Source organism: Bradyrhizobium sp. IAR9, from assembly GCF_013408065.1.
Taxonomy (GTDB): Bacteria; Pseudomonadota; Alphaproteobacteria; order Rhizobiales; family Xanthobacteraceae; genus Bradyrhizobium.
Window position 1 is genome coordinate 1 of the sequence record NZ_JACBZW010000023.1, and the last position, 18908, is coordinate 18908.

19 protein-coding genes are annotated in these 18908 nt (G+C 64.9%); 8 read left to right on the plus strand and 11 right to left on the minus strand.

Translation table 11 applies throughout. From position 1 onward, the window contains the following. Window positions 1–105: 105 nt before the first annotated feature. Window positions 106–1368: an NAD(P)/FAD-dependent oxidoreductase gene (locus tag GGD67_RS37460; protein ID WP_179739913.1), complete on the minus strand. Its 1263-nt coding sequence runs from the start codon at window positions 1366–1368 to the stop codon at window positions 106–108. Between the two features lie 300 nt (window positions 1369–1668). Between GGD67_RS37460 and GGD67_RS37465 the strand changes: the two genes are divergently transcribed. After that, entirely contained in the window at window positions 1669–2841 is a 1173-nt protein-coding gene (locus GGD67_RS37465) for an ABC transporter substrate-binding protein (protein ID WP_026201746.1), read from the plus strand. Between the two features lie 184 nt (window positions 2842–3025). Here GGD67_RS37465 and GGD67_RS37470 read toward each other — a convergent pair whose 3' ends face one another. The 10 genes from GGD67_RS37470 to GGD67_RS37515 form a co-directional block, all read right to left on the minus strand. After that, window positions 3026–4897 (minus strand): bifunctional sugar phosphate isomerase/epimerase/4-hydroxyphenylpyruvate dioxygenase family protein, encoded by a 1872-nt coding sequence (locus GGD67_RS37470; RefSeq protein ID WP_179739915.1) that lies wholly within the window; start codon window positions 4895–4897, stop codon window positions 3026–3028. Then, window positions 4894–5952 (minus strand): Gfo/Idh/MocA family protein, encoded by a 1059-nt coding sequence (locus GGD67_RS37475; RefSeq protein WP_179739917.1) that lies wholly within the window; start codon window positions 5950–5952, stop codon window positions 4894–4896. The genes GGD67_RS37470 and GGD67_RS37475 overlap by 4 nt, the downstream gene beginning before the upstream one ends. After that, a complete protein-coding gene (locus GGD67_RS37480; RefSeq protein WP_179739918.1) occupies window positions 5949–6686 on the minus strand; it encodes an ABC transporter ATP-binding protein in 738 nt (245 codons plus the stop codon). The genes GGD67_RS37475 and GGD67_RS37480 overlap by 4 nt, the downstream gene beginning before the upstream one ends. Window positions 6687–6696: 10 nt before the next feature. Beyond that, window positions 6697–7440 carry an ABC transporter ATP-binding protein gene (locus GGD67_RS37485; protein WP_018316868.1) on the minus strand — a complete coding sequence of 248 codons (744 nt, stop codon included), beginning with the start codon at window positions 7438–7440 and terminating at the stop codon, window positions 6697–6699. Then, window positions 7437–8435, minus strand: a complete 999-nt coding sequence (locus tag GGD67_RS37490) for a branched-chain amino acid ABC transporter permease (protein ID WP_018316869.1) — start codon at window positions 8433–8435, stop codon at window positions 7437–7439. The genes GGD67_RS37485 and GGD67_RS37490 overlap by 4 nt, the downstream gene beginning before the upstream one ends. After that, the gene (locus tag GGD67_RS37495; protein ID WP_018316870.1) at window positions 8432–9307 is read right to left on the minus strand and encodes a branched-chain amino acid ABC transporter permease; all 876 of its coding nucleotides are present in this window, start codon (window positions 9305–9307) and stop codon (window positions 8432–8434) included. The genes GGD67_RS37490 and GGD67_RS37495 overlap by 4 nt, the downstream gene beginning before the upstream one ends. 172 nt (window positions 9308–9479) lie before the next feature. Further along, entirely contained in the window at window positions 9480–10610 is a 1131-nt protein-coding gene (locus tag GGD67_RS37500) for an ABC transporter substrate-binding protein (RefSeq protein ID WP_018316871.1), read from the minus strand. Between the two features lie 57 nt (window positions 10611–10667). Continuing rightward, window positions 10668–11546: a shikimate dehydrogenase gene (locus GGD67_RS37505; RefSeq protein ID WP_179739921.1), complete on the minus strand. Its 879-nt coding sequence runs from the start codon at window positions 11544–11546 to the stop codon at window positions 10668–10670. Between the two features lie 143 nt (window positions 11547–11689). Beyond that, the gene (locus GGD67_RS37510) at window positions 11690–12628 is read right to left on the minus strand and encodes a LysR family transcriptional regulator (protein WP_018316873.1); all 939 of its coding nucleotides are present in this window, start codon (window positions 12626–12628) and stop codon (window positions 11690–11692) included. 539 nt (window positions 12629–13167) lie between these two features. Beyond that, a complete protein-coding gene (locus tag GGD67_RS37515; RefSeq protein WP_092251674.1) occupies window positions 13168–13344 on the minus strand; it encodes a hypothetical protein in 177 nt (58 codons plus the stop codon). 165 nt (window positions 13345–13509) lie between these two features. On the opposite strand from GGD67_RS37515, the gene GGD67_RS37520 reads away from it, so the two are divergent. The 7 genes from GGD67_RS37520 (at window position 13510) to GGD67_RS37550 (ending at window position 18822) form a co-directional block, all read left to right on the plus strand. After that, window positions 13510–14238: a helix-turn-helix transcriptional regulator gene (locus tag GGD67_RS37520; RefSeq protein WP_092251675.1), complete on the plus strand. Its 729-nt coding sequence runs from the start codon at window positions 13510–13512 to the stop codon at window positions 14236–14238. 82 nt (window positions 14239–14320) lie between these two features. Beyond that, window positions 14321–14980: an acyl-homoserine-lactone synthase gene (locus GGD67_RS37525; protein ID WP_177236864.1), complete on the plus strand. Its 660-nt coding sequence runs from the start codon at window positions 14321–14323 to the stop codon at window positions 14978–14980. 1 nt (window position 14981) lies between these two features. After that, window positions 14982–15200, plus strand: coding sequence for a hypothetical protein (locus tag GGD67_RS37530; RefSeq protein WP_018316877.1), 219 nt, complete (start codon window positions 14982–14984; stop codon window positions 15198–15200). 297 nt (window positions 15201–15497) lie between these two features. After that, entirely contained in the window at window positions 15498–16415 is a 918-nt protein-coding gene (locus GGD67_RS37535; RefSeq protein WP_018316878.1) for a branched-chain amino acid ABC transporter permease, read from the plus strand. After that, window positions 16412–17356 carry a branched-chain amino acid ABC transporter permease gene (locus tag GGD67_RS37540; RefSeq protein WP_179739923.1) on the plus strand — a complete coding sequence of 315 codons (945 nt, stop codon included), beginning with the start codon at window positions 16412–16414 and terminating at the stop codon, window positions 17354–17356. The genes GGD67_RS37535 and GGD67_RS37540 overlap by 4 nt, the downstream gene beginning before the upstream one ends. Continuing rightward, entirely contained in the window at window positions 17349–18116 is a 768-nt protein-coding gene (locus GGD67_RS37545) for an ABC transporter ATP-binding protein (RefSeq protein WP_018316880.1), read from the plus strand. Before GGD67_RS37540 ends, GGD67_RS37545 begins: the two co-directional genes overlap by 8 nt. Continuing rightward, the gene (locus GGD67_RS37550; protein WP_179739925.1) at window positions 18109–18822 is read left to right on the plus strand and encodes an ABC transporter ATP-binding protein; all 714 of its coding nucleotides are present in this window, start codon (window positions 18109–18111) and stop codon (window positions 18820–18822) included. The genes GGD67_RS37545 and GGD67_RS37550 overlap by 8 nt, the downstream gene beginning before the upstream one ends. The last annotated feature ends 86 nt before the right edge of the window (window positions 18823–18908 follow it).

Sequence of the window (18908 nt, forward strand, 5' to 3'; positions counted from 1 at the left end):
CTGTCCTGTCCGCTTCACCGCCATCGTCATTCCCCCAAGGCTTTGCCCTAGGGAATCACAACTGGCGAATTACGCAACAGGCCCACAAGGGGAGAAGGAAGAAGGCTACACCACCTTGCTTGACCCCTGCGTGATTAATCGCGCCGCGCGCTGGTCCCGCGCGTAGATCCAGAGCCAGCTCAGCGCGACACTGAGGCGGTGGCGCAGGCCGATCAGGAAGTAGATGTGGGCGATGCCCCAGATCCACCATGCGATCGCGCCGCGCAGCTTGAAGCGGCCGAAGTCGATCACTGCGAGGCGCTTGCCGATCTGGGCGAGGCTGCCGGCATGCTTGTAGCGGAACGCGCCCTTTGCCTCGCCTCGCAGCCGCGCCTTGATGGTCTCGGCGACGTGACGACCCTGCTGCTTCGCAGCCGGCGCGATGCCGGGCACCGGCTTGCCGTCCCAGGCGTTGATGCTGACGGTATCGCCGATCGCAAAGATTTCGGGATGGCCTGGTATCGTCAGGTCGTCTTCGACCTGCACGCGCCCGGCGCGATCGGCTGGCGCGTCCAGCCATTCTGCGGCGGGCGAGGCGCGCACGCCGGCCGCCCAGATTCGGGTCTTGGCCTCGAGCAGCTTGCCGCCGAACACCACGCCCTCGCGATTGATCTCGGTGACGGCCTGTCCCAGCACGACCTCGACGCCGATCTTCTCCAGCGAGGCCTGCGCATAGGCCGAGAGGTCGTCGGCAAAGCCTGCGAGCACGCGGGGCCCCGCCTCGATCAGCACCACGCGTGCTTTCGTCGTGTCGATGTTGCGGAAATCGCCGGGCAGCGTGTGGCGCGCCATCTCGGCGATGGTGCCGGCGAGCTCGACGCCGGTGGGGCCGGCGCCGACGATGACGAAGGTCAGCCGCGCCGCGCGCTTGGCTGGATCGGTCTCGCGCTCGGCGCGCTCGAACGCCACCAGGATGTGCCGGCGGAGCGTGGTGCCGTCCTCCAGCGTCTTCAAGCCAGGTGCGAACTGCTCCCATTCGTCATGGCCGAAATAGGCGTGCCGCGCGCCGGTGGCGAGCACCAGCGTGTCGTAAGGCACCTCGCTGCCGTCGTCGATCAGCACGCAGCGCCTTGCCGCATCGACGCCGCTGACGGTCGCGAACAGCGTCGTCACCTCGGGCCTGTCTCGCATCAGGTGGCGGATCGGCCAGGCGATCTCGCTGGTCGCGAGCGAGGCGGTCGCGACCTGATACAGCAGCGGCTGGAACAGATGATGATTACGGCGGTCGATCAGCGTGATCTCGACCGGCGCACCCGCAAGCCGGTAGGTCGTTTCCAGCCCGCCGAAGCCGGCGCCGACGATGACGACGCGATGCGGTGTCGTGGTCATGATGTGCCCTCGAATCTCGCTGCTCCACACTCCCATTTAAGTGCGGATCGGACACTGCGGTCCAATAGCTGTCATCAATCGCCGCATAGGCCGGATGTATCGATCGGGCGCGAAAAAGCGCCGCAGGGTTGGTCGAAGTGAGTAGAATTATATTTCTTGCCATCGCCGATTGGGGCGAAATATGGTGCAGCAGCGGCCGCTGAGCCATTGGCGGCGCGACAGATTTTGCGTTCAATAGAGACAGGCCCGGGGCGGCGATCACCCCGTTTTCCGGGACCGATAATAAGGAGGGGAGTGGTTATGAGGACGGCATTCTGGCTGGCGGGCGCAGCGGCGCTGGTGCTGGCGAGCCCGGCTTTCGCCGGTGACACCATCAAGATCGGTTTCGTTTCGACCTTCAGCGGCCCGACCGCCGTGATCGGCAACGACATGCGCAACTCCTTCGAGCTCGCGCTGGACCACATGGGCCGCAAGATGGACGGCAAGCCGGTCGAGGTCATCTACGAGGATGACGGGCAGAAGCCCGATGTCGGCAAGCAGAAGACCGAGAAGCTGGTGCAGTCGGACAAGGTCGATTTCATCGTCGGCTATATCTGGTCGAACGTGCTTTTGGCCTCGCTGAAGACCGCGGTCGACTCGCAGACCTTCCTGATCTCGGCCAATGCCGGCCCGTCGCAGCTCGCCGGCGAACTCTGTTCGCCTTACGTGTTCTCGACCTCCTGGCAGAACGACCAGACGCCGCAGGCGATGGGCCTCTACATGAACCAGAAAGGCGTCAAGAGCGTGTTCCTGATCGGGCCGAACTACGCGGCCGGCAAGGACATGCTCGCGGGCCTGAAGAACACGTTCAAGGGCGAGATCAAGGGCGAGGAATACACGGTGTGGCCGAGCCAGCTCGATTTCTCCGCCGAGCTCTCCAAGGCGCGCGCCTCGGGCGCGGAGTCGATCTTCGTGTTCTATCCGGGCGCAGCCGGCGTGCAGTTCCTCAACCAATATGCGCAGGCCGGCTTGAAGAGCACGATGCCGCTCTACACCGCCTTCACCGTCGACGAGCTCTCGCTGCCGCTGCAGAAGGAGAACGCGCTCGGCGTTCCCGGCGCGCAGGAATGGGTCAACGACCTCCCGAACGAGCAGAACAAGCGCTTCGTCGCCGACTACCGCAAGAAATATCCCGGCCTGCGCCCGACCTATTACGGCGCGCAATCCTATGACGCCGCCCAGCTCATCAACAGCGCGGTGGTCGCGGTGAAGGGCGACACCAGCAAAAAGGACGCAATGAAGGCCGAGATGGAGAAGGCCAACTTCAAGTCGCTGCGCGGCGCGTTCAAATACGGCAAGAACCACATCCCGGTGCAGAGCTTCTATCTCCAGGACGTCGTGAAGGACGCCGAAGGCCAGCTCTCGCTGAAGACTGTCGCGACCATCGTGGAGAATGACCAGGATCGTTTCCACGACAAGTGCAAGATGAAGTGAGGTGTTAGCCACGCGCGACGTTGCCCCTTCTCCCCTTGTGGGAGAAGGTGGCGCGAAGCGCCGGATGAGGGGTATCTCTCCGCAGATTCCCTGCGAGAGTGATCGCACGGATAGAGACCCCTCACCCGTCTCGCCGCTTTGCGGCGAGCCACCCTCTCGCACAAGGGGAGAGGGGAAGAAGTGCCTACACTCTTGGCATGCTGACGGGCCGCACTTCGCGGGCCTGGGCTGCTAGCCTGATGCCGGCATTCGCCGCGCCGAACCCCTGATAATCCCTGCGCTCGACGATCTCGAAGAAAAACCGCTCGTCGAAAATGTGGGTGTAGACCTGGAAGAACTCGCCGTCGCCCTCGCGGTCGTAGAGGATGTGGTTGGCGCGCAGCTGCGCCATCAGCCCGGGTGCGAGGTCGTATTTGGCCTCGATGTCGTCGTAGTAATTGGCGGGGATATCCAGGAAATCGGCGCCGCGCTTGCGCATCTCCGCAACCGTCGCAAAGATGTCCCGGCACGAGAACGCGACGTGCTGCACGCCCGAGCCGAAGAACTCCGAGATGAAACGTGCCGGCAACGTCCGGTTGGCGGAGGAGCCGTTGAGCACGAAGCACAGGCTCTGGTCGGCGTTGATGATGGCCTGGCTCTGCACGAGGCCTCGGGGATCGGCGATCTCCATCTGCGGCAGGCGCTTGAGGTCGAGGATGCCGGTGTAGAACAACAGCCAGGACAGCATCTCGTCATAGGGCATCGACTGCGCGATGTGATCGACCGCGAGCAGCGCGTCCGCGCCTTCGTCGCTCGCAACAGGCTCGAAATCCGTGTCCCAGTTCTTGCCGGCCTGGTCCAGGAAATACAGCAGGCTGCCGCCAACGCCGTGGATCGCCGGGATCTCGAGTTCGCCCGGTCCGACCGGCTGGTAGAAGGTGCGCGCCTTCAGCATCTCGGCGCGCTGCATGGCAAGGCCGGCATTGTCGACATCGAGCGCAATCGCGCAGACGCCGGGTCCGTGCGTCACATAGTGCGAATGCGCGAACCCGTCGGTCTCGCTGTTGATGACGAGCTCGACCTTGCCCTGCGACCAGCGCTCCACCGCCTTGCTGCGATGCGCGCCGGTCTTGCGGAAGCCGAGTTGCGCAAACAGGCGGCCGAGCTCGCCCGCCTTGGTCTCGTTGACGGCGAACTCGACGAAGCCGGTGCCGCGGCTCTTCGCTTTCGGCGCCAGCGGCTCGGCGGCAAATCGCGGCCAATCCGGCGCAAGCTGGTCTTCCAGCAAAATCAGCGAGCGCAGGCCGTCGAGCGCGGTCTGCGCGGCCGAGCCGGCGCGGAACTGGTCGTTGAAGATCTCCAGCGACAGCGGCCCGGCATAGCCGGTCGCCGCGATCGCCGCCATGAACTCGCCGACCGGCAGGTCGCCCTGGCCGGGGAAGGAGCGGAAGTGCCGGCTCCACGACAGGATATCGAGATCGAGCTTCGGCGCGTCGGCAAGCTGGACCAGAAAAATCTTGTCGCCGGGGATCGAGGCCATCGCACGGGTCGGAAAGCCCGGTGCCAGGGCATGAAAGCTGTCGAGGATGACGCCAATCGCGGGATGATCGGCGCGGCGCACGATCTCCCAGGCGTCGCGATAGTCGTTGACATGGCGTCCCCAGGCCAAGGCCTCGTAGCCGACGCGCAAGCCGCGCTTGGTGGCGCGCTCGCCGAGCTCACGAAAATCGTCCGCGGCGCGGTCGATGCCGCCGAGCGAGGTGGGCGAGACGTTGGAGCAGATCAGCAGCAGATCGGTGCCGAGCTCTTGCATCAGATCGAACTTGCGTTCCGCGCGGGCAAAGTTGCGCGCGCGCTGCGGCTCGGGCATGCCTTCGAAATCGCGGAACGGCTGGAACGCGCAGATCTTCAGGTTAAGATCGCGGCAGAGCTTTGCGATGTCGCGCGGGCCGGCGCCGAACGACAGCAGATCGTTCTCGAAGATCTCCACCCCGTCGAAGCCGGCGGATGCGATGGCGCGGAGCTTCTCGTCGAGGGCGCCTGAGAGGGAGACGGTTGCGATCGAGCGCTTGTTCATGTTGCCTGCTCCATGATCCGCCCCGGTGAGACTTTTTGGCCCGTGCGTGCCGCTTCGCTGACGGCTTCGACGACGGCGAGTGTCGCTGTCGCATCCTCGACCGGAATCAGAGGCTGTTCGCGGCCTGCGATCACCGCCAGGAAATGCCGGAGCTGTTCAACGAGTGGATCGTAAGCGGAGAGTGCGACGGGCTCGCGAACCAGCGGTGCGTGCCAGCCGGGATTCTGTGGATAGGACCACAGCTCCATATTCGGCACCGACAGCGAGCCGCCCGTGCCGGCGAGGATGTAGCAGGGCTGATCCTGCTTCGGATACGCGGCGTTCTCGCCCGAGGTCAGCTCCCAGCTCCACGGTGCGGGTGTCGCGTCGGAGACCGTCATGGTTCCGAGCGCGCCATTGGCGAAGCGCAGCAGCAGCGCGGCCGTGTCCTCGACGGCAAAGCCGCGCACCATGTTCGACGTCAGCGCCTGCACATCGGCGATCTCGCCGCAAATGAAGCGGAGATTGTCGATGTCGTGGATCAGGTTGATCAGCAGCGGCCCGCCGCCGTGCTCGCGCCGCCAGGCGATCTCGAAGTAATCGTCGGGCTTCTTCAGCAGCCACAGCCCGGCCACGGTGGTGAGCTGGCCGAGCTTGCCGGCCACGACGGCCTCGCGGGCGGCCTTGATGATGGGATTGTGGCGGCGATGGTGGCCGACCAGCATCGGCACGCCGCTGCGCTTGGCTGCCTCGCAGAGACGACGTGCCGCCGCGACGCTGTCGGTCACCGGCTTCTCGATCAGCGCGGGCACGCCCGCCTCCACGCAGTCGAGCGCCATCTGAAGATGGAGCGCGTTGGGCGAGGCGATGATCAGGCCATCGGGCTTTTCCTGCTCCAGCAATGCGCGGTGATCGGCGTACCAGGGCGCGTTGCGTGCTTGCGCGAATTCCCTGGCCGCAGGCGAGGGGTCGGCAATGCCGGCCAGCACGCAATCCCCGGAGGACTGGATCAGTTCAATGTGGCGGCGGCCGATCAGGCCGGCGCCGGCGACGGCGATGCGCATACGCCCGCTCATGCCGCGCTCTCCTCCATGGCACCGCCGAGGAAGAGCTGGCCGATGCGCGGATCGTTCAGGATGCGCTTGGCGTCGTCGACCATGCGGGTCTGACCGAGCTCGAGCACGATGCCGATGTCGGAGATCTCCAGCGCCGAGCGCGCGTTCTGCTCGATCATCAGGATGGTGACACCACGGTCGCGCAGGCTCTTGAGGATGTCGAAGGTCTGCTGCACCATCAGCGGCGACAGGCCGATCGAGGGTTCGTCGATCAGCACCAGTTTTGGCTCGAGCAGCAGCGAGCGGGCAATCTCGAGCTGCTTCTGCTCGCCGCCTGATAGCGTGGACGCCTGCTGCGTCGATTTGCGGCGCAAGGCGGGGAACAGATCGAGGGCCGCCTCGATCCGCCTGGGCAGATCGAGGCCTTTGCCGGCGGCGACGCCGCCGAGCTCGATATTGTGGCGCACCGACAGCTCGGGGAAGATGTTGCGGCCCTGCGGCACGTAGCAGATGCCGGCATTGAGCAGCGCGCGTTGGCTCAAATTGGTGACGTCGCGGCTGGCAAAGCTGATCTTGCCCTCGCGCAGCTTCAACAGGCCGAAGATCGCCTTGAACACGGTGGATTTGCCGGCGCCGTTCGGGCCGATGATCGTGGTGATGGTCGCCTGCGGCACGGCGAAATTCGTGCCGTTCAGGATCGTCATCTTGCCGTAGCCGCCGACGAGATTGTGAACCGAGAGGATTGGCTCGCTCATGATCGGCTCCTCAATGTCCGAGATAGGCTTCGATCACGGCGGGGTTCTTGCGGACCTCGTCGGGGCGTCCCATCGCCAGCACCTTGCCTTCCGCCATCACCATCACGCGCGAGCACAGCGACATCACGAACTCCATGTTGTGCTCGATCACGACGAAGGTGGCGTTCTTCTCGCGGTTGATCGCGACCAGGCGGTCCTTCAGGTCCGCCAGCATCGACGGGTTGACGCCGCCGGCGGGCTCGTCGAGCAGCACCAGGCGCGGGCCGCCCATGAAGGCCATGGCGGCGTCTAGCAGTTTTTGCTGGCCGTAGGACAATCCGCCGGCCGGCTCGTCGGCGAGATGATCGAGCTTGAAGAAGCCGATCATCTGGTTGGCAGTCTCGGTCAACCCGGCATCGGAGCGGCCGACCAGGCGCGAGGCCATGTTGCCCTGATGCTCCTGGCCCGCGAGGATCAGGTTCTCGCGCACCGAGAGCTTTGGAAACACCTGCAGCAGCTGGAAGGTGCGGCTGACCCCTAACTTGTTGAGCTCGGACGGGCGGAGGCCCGTGACGAGCTTGCCGTCGAGCCTGACCTCACCGCCCGACGGCGTGAGCTGGCCGAGGATGCAGTTGAACAGCGTGGACTTGCCGCAGCCGTTCGGACCGATCAGGCCGAGGATCTCGCCCTCGCGGACGTCGAAGGAGACACCGTCGACGGCGCTGATACCGCCAAAGTTCTTCTTGATATCGGAGACTTCGAGCACCGCACTCATTGCACCGTCTCCAGGCGGGATTTTGCGACGGCGCGCAGCGCGGAGGCCGCCTTGGTCCGGCGTTCGGCGAGATAGCGGTCGAGGATTCCCAAAATGCCGGTCGGCGACCAGATCAGCAGCAGCATCACCGCCACCGCGTAGAGCATCAGATAATAGCCTTCGGTGAAGCGCAGCCATTCCGGCAGCAGCACCGCGATCATCGCGCCGAGGAAGGGACCGAAATAGAAGCCAGCGCCGCCGACGATCACCATCATCAGGAGGTCGAGCGAGAGCGACAGGTTGAAGGGCACGGGGTCGATATATTGCGTCAGCGGCGCATAGAGCGCGCCGGCGACGCCGCCGAGCGCCGAGCCGATCGCGAACGCCATCAGCGTGTAGCGCCTTGTGTCGATGCCGAGCGATTGCGCGCGCAGCGGATTCTCGCGCAGCGCCATGAAGGCGCGGCCCCAGGGCGAGCGGATCAGCCACCACACCGCCAGCGACACGATCGCGAGCGAGCCGAGGCAGACATAGTAGAACGGCAGCGGCTTGTTGGTCGCGAAACCGAAGATATGCGGACGCGGGATGTTGGAAATGCCGTAGATGCCGCCGGTGAGCCAGCTCTCGTTGCGGAACACGAGGAAGGCGAGGGTGGAGAAGGCCAGGGTGACGAAGGCGAGGTAGTGATGCTGCACGCGCAGCGCGGGATAGCCGAGCACCCAGCCGACTGCGAAGCTGAGCACGATCGCAACCAGGATCGCCGCCGGCAGCGGCCAGCCATGCGTCGTCATGATCGCCGCCGCGTAGGCGCCGATGCCGACGAACGCGCCCTGCGCCAGCGAGACCTGGCCGGCATAGCCGAGCGTGAGGTTCAGCCCCATCGCGGCGATGGTCATCACCGCCCATTGGCTCAGGATGAACAGGCCGTAGCGGTTGAAGTTCATGGGGACGATGATCAGGCCGGCGATGACAATGAGGCCGAGCGCGATCTTCAGGGGCTTGGCAAAGCTGCTCATACCGTGCGCTCCTCGGCGCGGCCGAGCAGTCCTTGCGGCCGGAACAGGATGACGACGATCAGGAAGATCATCGGCACGGCGGCGCGGTACTGCGTCGAGACATAGGCGGCCGCGAGATTGTCGAGCACGCCGATCAAAAGGCCGCCGGCGATCGCGCCGCGGACCTGGTTGAAGCCGCCGACGATCGCCGCGATGAAAGCCGCCTGTCCCAGCACCTCGCCGGAGGAGAATTTTGCGAGGTAAATCGGTGTGATCAAAAGCGACGCCAGCGCGACCAGGAAGGCGTTGATCAGGAACGTCAGAAGGATCATCCGCTCCACGGGCACGCCGATGATGCGCGCGACCGTCGGGTTCTGCGCCGCCGCCTGCATCTGGTGGCCGAGCGAGGTGCGGTTGAGAAGGGCGGTCAAGCCGAACACGGCAACGATGGCAACGGCGAGGACGCCGATGCTTTGCAGCGACACCGCGTGTCCGAGGATGGAGATGTCACCGGTCGGCACGATCGAGGGAAAGGGCGAGGCCTCGGCGCTGAAGAACTGCTTGACGGCTTCCTTGAGGCCGATCGCGAGCGCCATGGTCGCGATCGCCAGCGGCAGCACGCCATGGCGCATCATCGGATCGACCAGCAGCATCTTGAAAGCGAGCCCGAGCAGGATCATCGACAAGAGGATGCCGAGGATGATCGCGAGCCAGAACGGCGCGCCGGCATGCATCGCCGCCAGCATCAGGAACGCCGGCAGCATCACGAACTCGCCTTGCGCGAAATTGATGGTCTGCGAAGTCTGCCACAGCAGCGTGAAGCCGACCGCAACCAGCGCATAGATCGCGCCGGTGGCCAGTCCCGCGACCAGAAGATCGAATAGGTTGGACATGTTCCCCTCTCGTGTCCCGTCTCCCTCGCCCCGCTTGCGGGGAGAGGGTTGGGGTGAGGGGGAGTCTCCGCGCGGTCGCTACCAGTTGGACTCGCGGAGGCTCCCGCTCACCCGGATCGCATCTTGATGCGATCCGATCTCTCCCCGCAGGCGGGGAGAGGTGAAGAAGACCTCACTTCACCTTGGGCAGCACCTGCTTCACCACCTGCTTGCCTTCGACCACCTCGACCAGGAAGCTCTGGCGGTCGATGTCACCGGTGTCGCTGAAGGTGACGTCCATCAGGATGCCCGGCTCGTCCGCGGCCTTGATGGTGAGGCCGTGCAGCGTCTCGGCAAACTTCTTCGGGTCGACCTTGCCCATCTTCTCGGTGGTGGCTTTCACCATGTAGACCGCGAGATAGCCCTTCAGGCCGTTATGGTCAGGGACATAATTGTACTTCTTGGAGAACTTCTCGCGGAACGCCTTGATCAGATCGACCGGTGCATCGGTGGTGAGGCCGACATGGCCGCGTGCGCCGTTGGCGGCGTCGCCGGCGAGCTCGATCACCTTCTGGCCGATCAGCGTGGTCTCGCCCATCAGTGGCGCGGTGACGCCCTGGCGCTTCAGCTCCTTGAGGATGCGCGCGCTCTCTTCCTCGTTCAGATAGACGAAGACAGCGTCCGGATTGGCGGCCTTGATCTTGCCGACGTCGGCGGCGAAATCGGCCTGGCCCGCTTCGGTCGAGAGGTCGGCGACCACCTTGGAGCCGAGCCGGTCGAGCTCCTTGACGACGACGTCGCGTCCGCCGCGGCCGAAATCGTTGTTGACCCAGACCACCGCGACCGTCTTCGCCTTCATCTCGTCGTGGATGTATTTCGCGACCTTCGGCATCGAGGATTGCTGGCCGAACGAGGTGCGGAACAGGAATTTGTTGCCGGCCTGCGTCAGCTCGGCGGCTTCGCCGCCCATGATCTGCGCGATGCCCGCTTCGGCGGCGAGCGGCGCGGTGACCTTGACCGAGCCGGAATAGCCGGGTCCGAGCAGCACATAGGGCTCGGCGTCGAGCGCCTTCTGCACCTGGGCGCGGGCGACGCCGGGGTTGGATTGCGAGTCGGCATGGCTGACTTCCAGCTTGCGGCCGAGCACGCCGCCCTTGGCGTTGATCTCCTCGATCGCGAGATCGATGCCGTTCTTCCAGTTGGTGCCGACGGTGGCGCCGCCGCCCGAGAGCTCGGCGACGTTGGCGAGCTTGATGGCCTGGGCGTGGACGCTGGTTGCAGTCGCGAAGGCAAGCAGGGCGCCTGCCAGCAGGGTCGATTTCATGGCTTCTCCTCCCATTTTTCGTCGAGATTGTCCGCGGCCTTGTGTCGGCCGCTTCGGTTACGCTGCGTGATAGGCCGAGCTTCGTGCCGCCATCACCTCGTCGAATGCCTGTCCCATGATCTCGGTCGATGGGGCAAGGCCCGTGAACAGTTCGAAGGCGTCGGCCGCCTGATAGATCGCGAGCTCCCGCCCGGTCATGATCCGCGCGCCCTTGGCTTGCGCCGCCGCCAGCAGCGGCGTGATCAACGGCGAGTAGACGGCGTCGGCGACCCACAGGTTTTCGCGCAGCAGCGAGGCTGGGACCGGGATGTCCCGGTTCGGCAGCATGCCGACCGGCGTGCCGTTGACGAGGCCGGTTGCGCCACGAAGCGCATCTTCCACGCTCGTAGCCACCCGCGCGCCGCCGTGCCTGGCCAGCAGCGCGGCGAGTTTTTCGGCGCGTGCCGGCTCGCTGTCGAAGATTCGGAGGTCCGTCACTTTCAGGCTCGCCAGCGCAAAGGCAATCGCCTTGCCGACGCCGCCGGTGCCGATCACGGCCACCGCATTTCCGGAAGACGCCAGCAGCGGCGCGACGGCGCGGGCAAAGCCGGTCGTGTCGGTGTTGTGGCCGATCAGCCGGCCGTCTCTCACGACGACGGTGTTGACTGCCGCCATGGTCGCCGCAGCCGGCGCCAGCTCGTCGAGCAGCGGCACCACGGCCTCCTTGTAGGGGTAGGTGACGTTGACGCCGGCAAAGCCGAGCCGCCGCACGCCCTCGAGCATCATGCGAAGCCCGGCCGCATCGGCGCCGGCGACCTCGATGAGCTGGTAGTGGCCGCGCAGGCCAAGCGCTTCGGCGGCGCGCTCATGCATGGCGGGGGACGCGGAATGCGCGATCGGCGCGCCGATCAGGCCGGTGAGGAGCTTCTTGCTGGCGGCGTATCCGCGCTTGGACATGGTTCGCTATCGTCTCGTTGGGCCCGTTCGGTCCCGGCCATTAGCGGGGAAATCTCCGCAAGTCCAAGGGAGTTCCAGCTGCGACGATAGTCTTTCCCCCGCCTAACACAATTACCCTTTTATCCGACAAACCTAACATGATGTTATTTCTTCCGTCCGCGCGCACCGGCGGCCTTGCCGTTGCCGCGGGATGGCTCGACCGCCCGCATCTCCGCGCGCAGCGACTCGATGAAAGACTCGGCATGGAGCGACAGCGGCGCGCCGCGCTTGACCGCGATGTAAGTGTCGAACCGCGTCGGCTCGGTGATCTTCAGAAGCTCGATCCCGGGATAGCCGCCATGGGCCACGGTGAACTGGTCGATGATGGCGATGCCGAGGCCCGCCTTCACCAGCGCGCAGACCGTGGTGCCGAAGCGCGCGCGGATGGTGATGTTGTAGGCGAGACGGTTGCGGGCAAAGATCTCGGCCATGATCCGGCCGTAGGGATCGTTGGGATCGATGCCGATCAGCGGATAGCGGGTGATCTCGGCGGCCGAGACCTGCTTGCGGCCGGCGAGTTCGTGCCCCGGCGGCACGATGCAGTACAGCTCGCCCGAGGCCAGCGGCATGAAGTCGAGCCCGGAATGCTCCAGCCGGTAGCTCATCGCCACGCACTCGCCGCGGCCGAGCATGAGATAGTCGATGGCCTCCTCGAGCTTGAGGATGTTGATGTCGATGCCGAGATCGGGATAGCGGCGGCGGACGCGCTCGATCGCGCGGGGCACCATCACCTGCGAGATGCTGGGCACCGAGCCGATGCGCAGCTCGGACAAGCCGCCGCGGCCGATCTTGGAGATGATCTCTGAGAGATCGTCGACCTTCTTGTAGACGCCGTTGATCTGCTCGAAGATGTTCTCGGCTTCCGGCGTCGGGAAGTATCGCCCGTTCTGGCGCTGGAAGAAGCGGATGCCTAGCGAGCGCTCGGTGTATTTGACGAGGCGGCTGATCCCGGGCGCCGAGACGTTGAGCAGCTTCGCCGCACCGCCGATGGTGCCCGTCACCATCACGGCACGGATCACTTCAACCTGGCGCAGCGTCATCATGCTCGTGAAATGTCCTTGGCATCCGAAAGATGATCATGGCGGCAATCATCTCACGAGAGCTGCGCTGTCATCCAGCGGCAAGTGTGGGTGGATGTGGATGGCGGAGGGGAGCTTTCCCCCTCCCCCTGGGGGAGAGGGTGGCTCGCCGCGAAAGCGGCGAGACGGGCGAGGGGTCTCTCTCAGCGAGTGCGGAATCGCAGGGTGGGCAAAGGCGCACTTGCGCCGTGCCCACGTCGTCTCACCAAACAGGCAGGACGTGGGCGCGCTTCCGCCGTCGCTCTTCGAGCTATGGCGGACAAGTCGCTTTGCCCACCCTACGATACTGCACTTGTGGATAGAGACCCTCATCCGGCGCCATAGCCGAAGTTTCGCTTCGGCGTCCATTTAGAACGGCGGCCGAAGGCCGCCTATGCCACGTTCTCCCGCAAGGGGAGAAGGGAAACTCAAGTTCGCTGTCAGATTGTTTTCGACTAAAATCAGCGCGTTCGAACAGAAGGGCGGCGGCGCTCGAATTGGTTCGTCGGCGCTGCGGCCGTGTCTCAGCTCGCCGGGCCCTCGGGCAATACGCTCTCGGCCAGCTCCTCGCGCTCGCCTTCCAGCACCGCGCGCGCGAACTCGATGATCTTCTGCTTGTTTGCGGTTTCGCGGACGGCGAAAAACACGCGGTTCAATTCCAGGCCGAGCACGCTGTTGAGGGCAATATCCTCGTCTTCCATCGTGGTGTTCCCGCTTCGGTCGCTCAGGTGTATCGTGAGGCCAATTCTGCCACAAGTAGTTTAAATCTTCAGGGCAGATGAGCACCGGGAAACTACGGCCGCAGCGAATTGAGGCAGTCCCCAAATACGTGCTATACGAGGCGGTGTGGGGCAGGAAACGCACCGATGTCCGCCGTAGATTATGGCCGGGAGGCGCTCGACTTCATTGAAGGCCTGGGGACCTATCGCAAGGTGCCCGATGCCATGAATGCGCTCGAGACGGCGTTCGGTCGCTTCGGCTTCGAAACCATCATCGTGACGGGATTGCCCAATCCCGACCAGCGGTTTGCGCAGATGGTGCTTGCCAAGCGCTGGCCGGCGGGCTGGTTCAGCCTCTACACCCAGAACAATTACGACCGCTTCGATCCGGTGGTGCGGCTGTGTCGGCAATCGGTCAATCCGTTCGAATGGTCGGAAGCGCCCTATGACGCCGAACTCGAGCCGAACGCGGCCGAGGTGATGAACCGCGCCACCGATTTTCGCATGTCGCGGGGCTTCATCGTGCCGATCCACGGGCTCACCGGCTATGAAGCGGCGGTGTCGCTTGGCGGCGTTCATCTCGACCTCAATCCGCGCAGCAAGCCGGCACTGCATCTGATGGCGATGTATGGCTTCGACCACATACGCCGTCTGCTCGAGCCGACGCCTTATCCCTCGACGCGCCTCACCCCGCGCGAGCGCGAGGTGATCTCCTGGGCCTCGCAGGGCAAGTCGGCCTGGGAGATCGGTGAGATCTTGCACATCACGCAGCGCACCGCGGAAGAGCATCTTGCAACTGCCGCGCGCAAGCTCGGTGCCGTCAACCGCACGCATGCGGTAGCGCTGGCGATTCGGAACAAAATCATCAATCCGTAAGCGCCGTACTGGGAAATTTCCCAATATCGAATCCGGCTCTTTTCGCAGACTCTGCCCCCATTGAGGATGATTGGGGGTTTTCATGATTCACGCAATTTCTGCGGTAAATCGCCACCTTTATGAAGACGTGATCGAGCAGCATTTCCGATTGCGCCACGATATCTTCGTCGAGGAGCGGCGCTGGGAGACGCTGCGCAGGCCGGATTGCCGCGAGATCGATTCCTATGACGACGAGGATACCGTCTATCTGCTTGCGTTGGAGGGACGGCGCGTCATCGGTGGCCACCGGCTCTACCCGACGACCAAGCCCTCGATGATGAGCGAGGTGTTCCCGCATCTGGCGTCGGTGCGCGGCTGCCCCGCGGATCCGCTGGTCTGGGAATGGTCGCGCTACTTCGTCGTGCGTGATCGCCGCGACGGCGCGCTCAACCTGCAACTGATGGCGGCGGTGCAGGAGTTCTGCCTCAATCAGGGGATCGCGCAGGTCAGCGCGATCATGGAGACCTGGTGGCTGCCGCGCTTCCACGAGGCCGGCTTCATGGTGACCCCGCTTGGCCTGCCGGCTCTGGTGGAGGATGCATGGACCATGGCGGCGACCATCGACATTCGTCGCGAGACCCTCGATGCCCTGCACGATCGTATCGGCATGACCTCGGTCGTGCGCCAGGACGGCCCGCGTCTGGACGCCGTCGCCCGTGCCAACCTCTGCGGCGCTGCTGCCGCGCAACGAAAGAGCGCCTGAGATGTCGAACATGATGCGGGACAGCCAGATCATGGCGCAGATCAGGGACGAGAATCTCGGCTACATGTCCGACATGGCGCTCGAGCTGGCGCAGATGGCGGAAGACACCGGATTGGCGACGCTCGCCTATCTGTTCCGGATGGCGGCGCTGGAGGCCTCGACGGCCAACAGCGTGCTCGCCGAACCGGACGATCTTCCCCAGCAGATGACGTCGCACTAGACGTAATCCTTCCTTGCATTCCGACGAAGTCGCACCCTCTCGCCGGCCACCGGCGAGGGGGTCATCGTTTGGGTGCGGCAGGTTGCCCCAGCCTGCACGGCAGCCTTCTTGCAGGAGCGTCTCGACCGCATGCACCCGCATGCAACAAAGTGCATGTTTGGTGTCGAATCGCTCTTGCCTCTGAACGATACTGCCATTACCCATTTTTCCGCCTTGAACAGGCAGGGGGAGCTCTTTCACTGATGGCGACCGTGTTCGAACATCGGCGCGACACCGCGTGCGCCTGAAAGAGTCTTGATGCTGCTCGTCGTCGAACAGTTCCTGAACGGATTGCAGTTCGGCCTGCTGCTGTTCCTGCTCGCCGCCGGCCTGACGCTGGTGTTCGGGATCATGGATCTCGTCAACCTCGCGCACGGCTCGCTCTACATGATGGGCGCCTATTTCGCCGCGACTTTCGCCGCGTGGACCGGCAGCTTCCTGCTCGGGGCGCTGATGGCGCTGGGGGCTACGCTGGTGCTCGGCATCGTGCTCGAGATGAGCGCGCTGCGGCATCTCTACGGCCGCGACCATCTCGACCATGTGCTGGCGACCTTCGGCCTGATCCTGTTCTTCAACGAAGCCGTGCGGCTGATCTGGGGCCCGGCCGGCCTTGCGCTGCCGCTGCCGGCCTGGCTCACCGTGCCGGTGCCAATCCTGCCCGGTATTCATTATCCCGCCTATCGCCTCGCCATCATCATCGTGGCACTGCTGGTGGCGCTGCTGCTCTATCTCGGCGTGATGCGCACCCGCATCGGCATGCTGATCCGCGCCGGCGCCTCCAACCGCGAGATGATCGGCGCGCTCGGCATCAACATCAAGCTGCTCTACACGCTGGTGTTCGGCTTGGGGGCCGCGCTCGCCGGGCTGGCCGGGCTGATGCAGGCGCCGATCCTCACCGTGCAGATCGGCATGGGTGAGAACATCCTGATCCTCGCTTTCGTCATCATCGTGATCGGCGGCATCGGCTCGATCCGTGGCGCGTTCCTCGCCGCGATCTTCGTCGGCATGATCGACACGCTCGGCCGCGCCTTCCTGCCCAATTTGCTGCGGCAGGTGTTGAGCGGCGCCGCGGCCTCCACCGCCGCGCCCGCGCTGTCCTCCATGCTGATCTATCTCCTGATGGCGATCGTGCTGGTGGTGCGGCCGGAGGGGCTGTTTCCGGCCAACCGTCGATGAAGTCTTTCAATGTGAGCAAGGCCGTCACGGCCCTGGTGCTGGCGGGCCTCGTGCTGCTGCCGCTCTATTCGCAGCTCTCCGGCAACATCTTCATCCTGACGCTGTTCACCCGCATCATCATCCTGGCGCTGGCGGCCGCGAGCCTCAACCTCATCATGGGTTTTGGCGGCATGATGAGCTTTGGCCACGCCGCCTATCTCGGCATCGGCGGCTACGCCGTCGGCATGCTCGCCCAGGAAGGCGTCGGTTCCGGCTTCATCCAGTTTCCGGTCGCGCTCGCCGCTTCCGCCCTCTACGCGCTGGTGATCGGCGCGCTCTCGTTGCGCACCCGCGGCGTCTATTTCATCATGATCACGCTGGCCTTTGCGCAGATGGCCTATTACGTCGCCTCGGGGCTGGCGCGCTACGGCGGCGATGACGGCCTCACCGTCTACAAGCGCAGCGACTTCTCCGGGCTGATCGACCTGTCCAACCGTACGCAGTTCTATTATCTCTGCCTCGCCTGCCTCCTCGGCGTCGTCTTCCTGATCTGGCGCATCGTCAATTCGCGCTTCGGCCTCGTCGTGCAGGGGCTGCGCTCCAACGAGCAGCGCATGCAGGCGATCGGCTTCCCGGCAAAGCGCTACCAGCTGGTCTGCTTCGTCATTTCAGGCACCATGTGCGGCCTCGCCGGCGCGCTGCTCGCCAACAACACCGACTTCGTCAGCCCGGCCGTGATGTACTGGACGCGCTCCGGCGATCTCATGGTGATGGTGATCCTGGGCGGCATGGGCACGCTGTTCGGCCCGATCATGGGCGCGGTGGTGTTCCTGCTGCTGGAGGAATTCCTGTCGCAGATCACCGAATATTGGGCGCTGATCATGGGCCCGCTCCTGCTGCTGATCGTGCTGTTCGGCCGCGGCGGCATCATGGGCATGCTGGGGAGGGCCGGCCGTGGCTGAACCCTTGCTTCGCGTCGAAAAGCTGGTGCGCCGCTTCGGCGGCATCGTTGCGACGGATAACGTCTCGCTCGACGTCGCCGCGGGCGAGCTGCACGCCATCATCGGCCCGAACGGCGCCGGCAAGACCACGCTGATCAGCCAGCTCACCGGACATCTCGAGCCGCATTCCGGCAGCGTCTCGCTGGCGGGACGCGACATCACCTATTTGCCGGCCTATCGCCGCTGCGCGCTGGGCCTGGCACGTTCGTTCCAGATCACCTCGCTGCTGCTCGACTTCACCGCCGCCGACAACGTCGCGCTGGCGGCGCAAGCCCATGCCGGCACCTCGTTTCGCTTCTTTGCCAATGCGCGCAAGGAGCGATCCCTGCGCGATGCCGCCCACGCCGCGCTCGATCGCGTCGGCCTGTTGCATCGTGCCGATGTCGTGGTGAACCGGCTCAGCCATGGCGAGCGCCGCGAGCTCGAGCTCGCGGTGGCGCTCGCGAGCAAGCCGAAGCTGCTGCTGCTCGACGAGCCGATGGCGGGCTTGGGGGTCACCGAATCCCAGCGCATGGTGAAGCTGCTCCAGGAGCTGCGCAAGGAAGTCTCGATCGTGCTGGTCGAGCACGACATGCCGGCTGTGTTCGCGCTTGCCGACCGCATCACGGTGCTGGTCTATGGCCGCGTCATCGCCTCGGGCGATCCGGCCGCGATCCGGGCCAACGAGGACGTCAAGCGCGCCTATCTCGGCGACCAGCACGTGGTGACGCATCATGGCTGACACGCTGCTCGAGGTCGACGGCATCGAGACCTGCTACGGCCTCTCCCAGGTGCTGTTCGGCCTGTCGCTGTCGATCAAGCCGGGCGAGATGGTCTCGCTGATGGGCCGCAACGGCATGGGCAAGACCACGACCATCCGCTCCATCATGGGCCTGACGCCGGCGCGCGCCGGCAGCATTCGTTTCGCGGGCGCCGAGGTCAGGCAGCTTCCCTCCTACAGGATCGCAAAGCTCGGCGTCGGCCTGGTCCCCGAGGGACGCCAGATCTTCCCGAACCTCACCGTGCGCGAAAACCTGGTCGCGGCCGCCGCCGACCGCTTCGGCAGCCCCAGTCCCTGGACGCTGGCCGCGATCTACGTGTTGTTTCCGCGCCTTGCCGAACGCGCCGCCAACATGGGCAACCAGCTCTCCGGCGGCGAGCAGCAGATGCTCGCGATCGGCCGCGCGCTGATGACCAATCCAAAGCTCCTGATCCTGGACGAAGCGACCGAAGGCCTCGCGCCGCTGATCCGCGAGGAAATCTGGAGCTGCCTGTCGCTGCTCAAGAGCCGCGGACAGTCGATCCTGGTCGTCGACAAGAACGTCGACCATCTCGCTCGCATCTGCGACCGCCATACCATCATCGAGCGCGGCAAGACGGTGTGGAGCGGCACCTCCGATCAGCTGATGGCGGAGCCGGATCTCCAGCACAAATATCTCGGCATCTGAGGCGCGTTCCTGCCGACCGCGCGCGACGCGCAAGCTTCTCTTCGAGCAAATCCAGTTTCGAATCCCTCCAAACCGCGCGCAGAGCT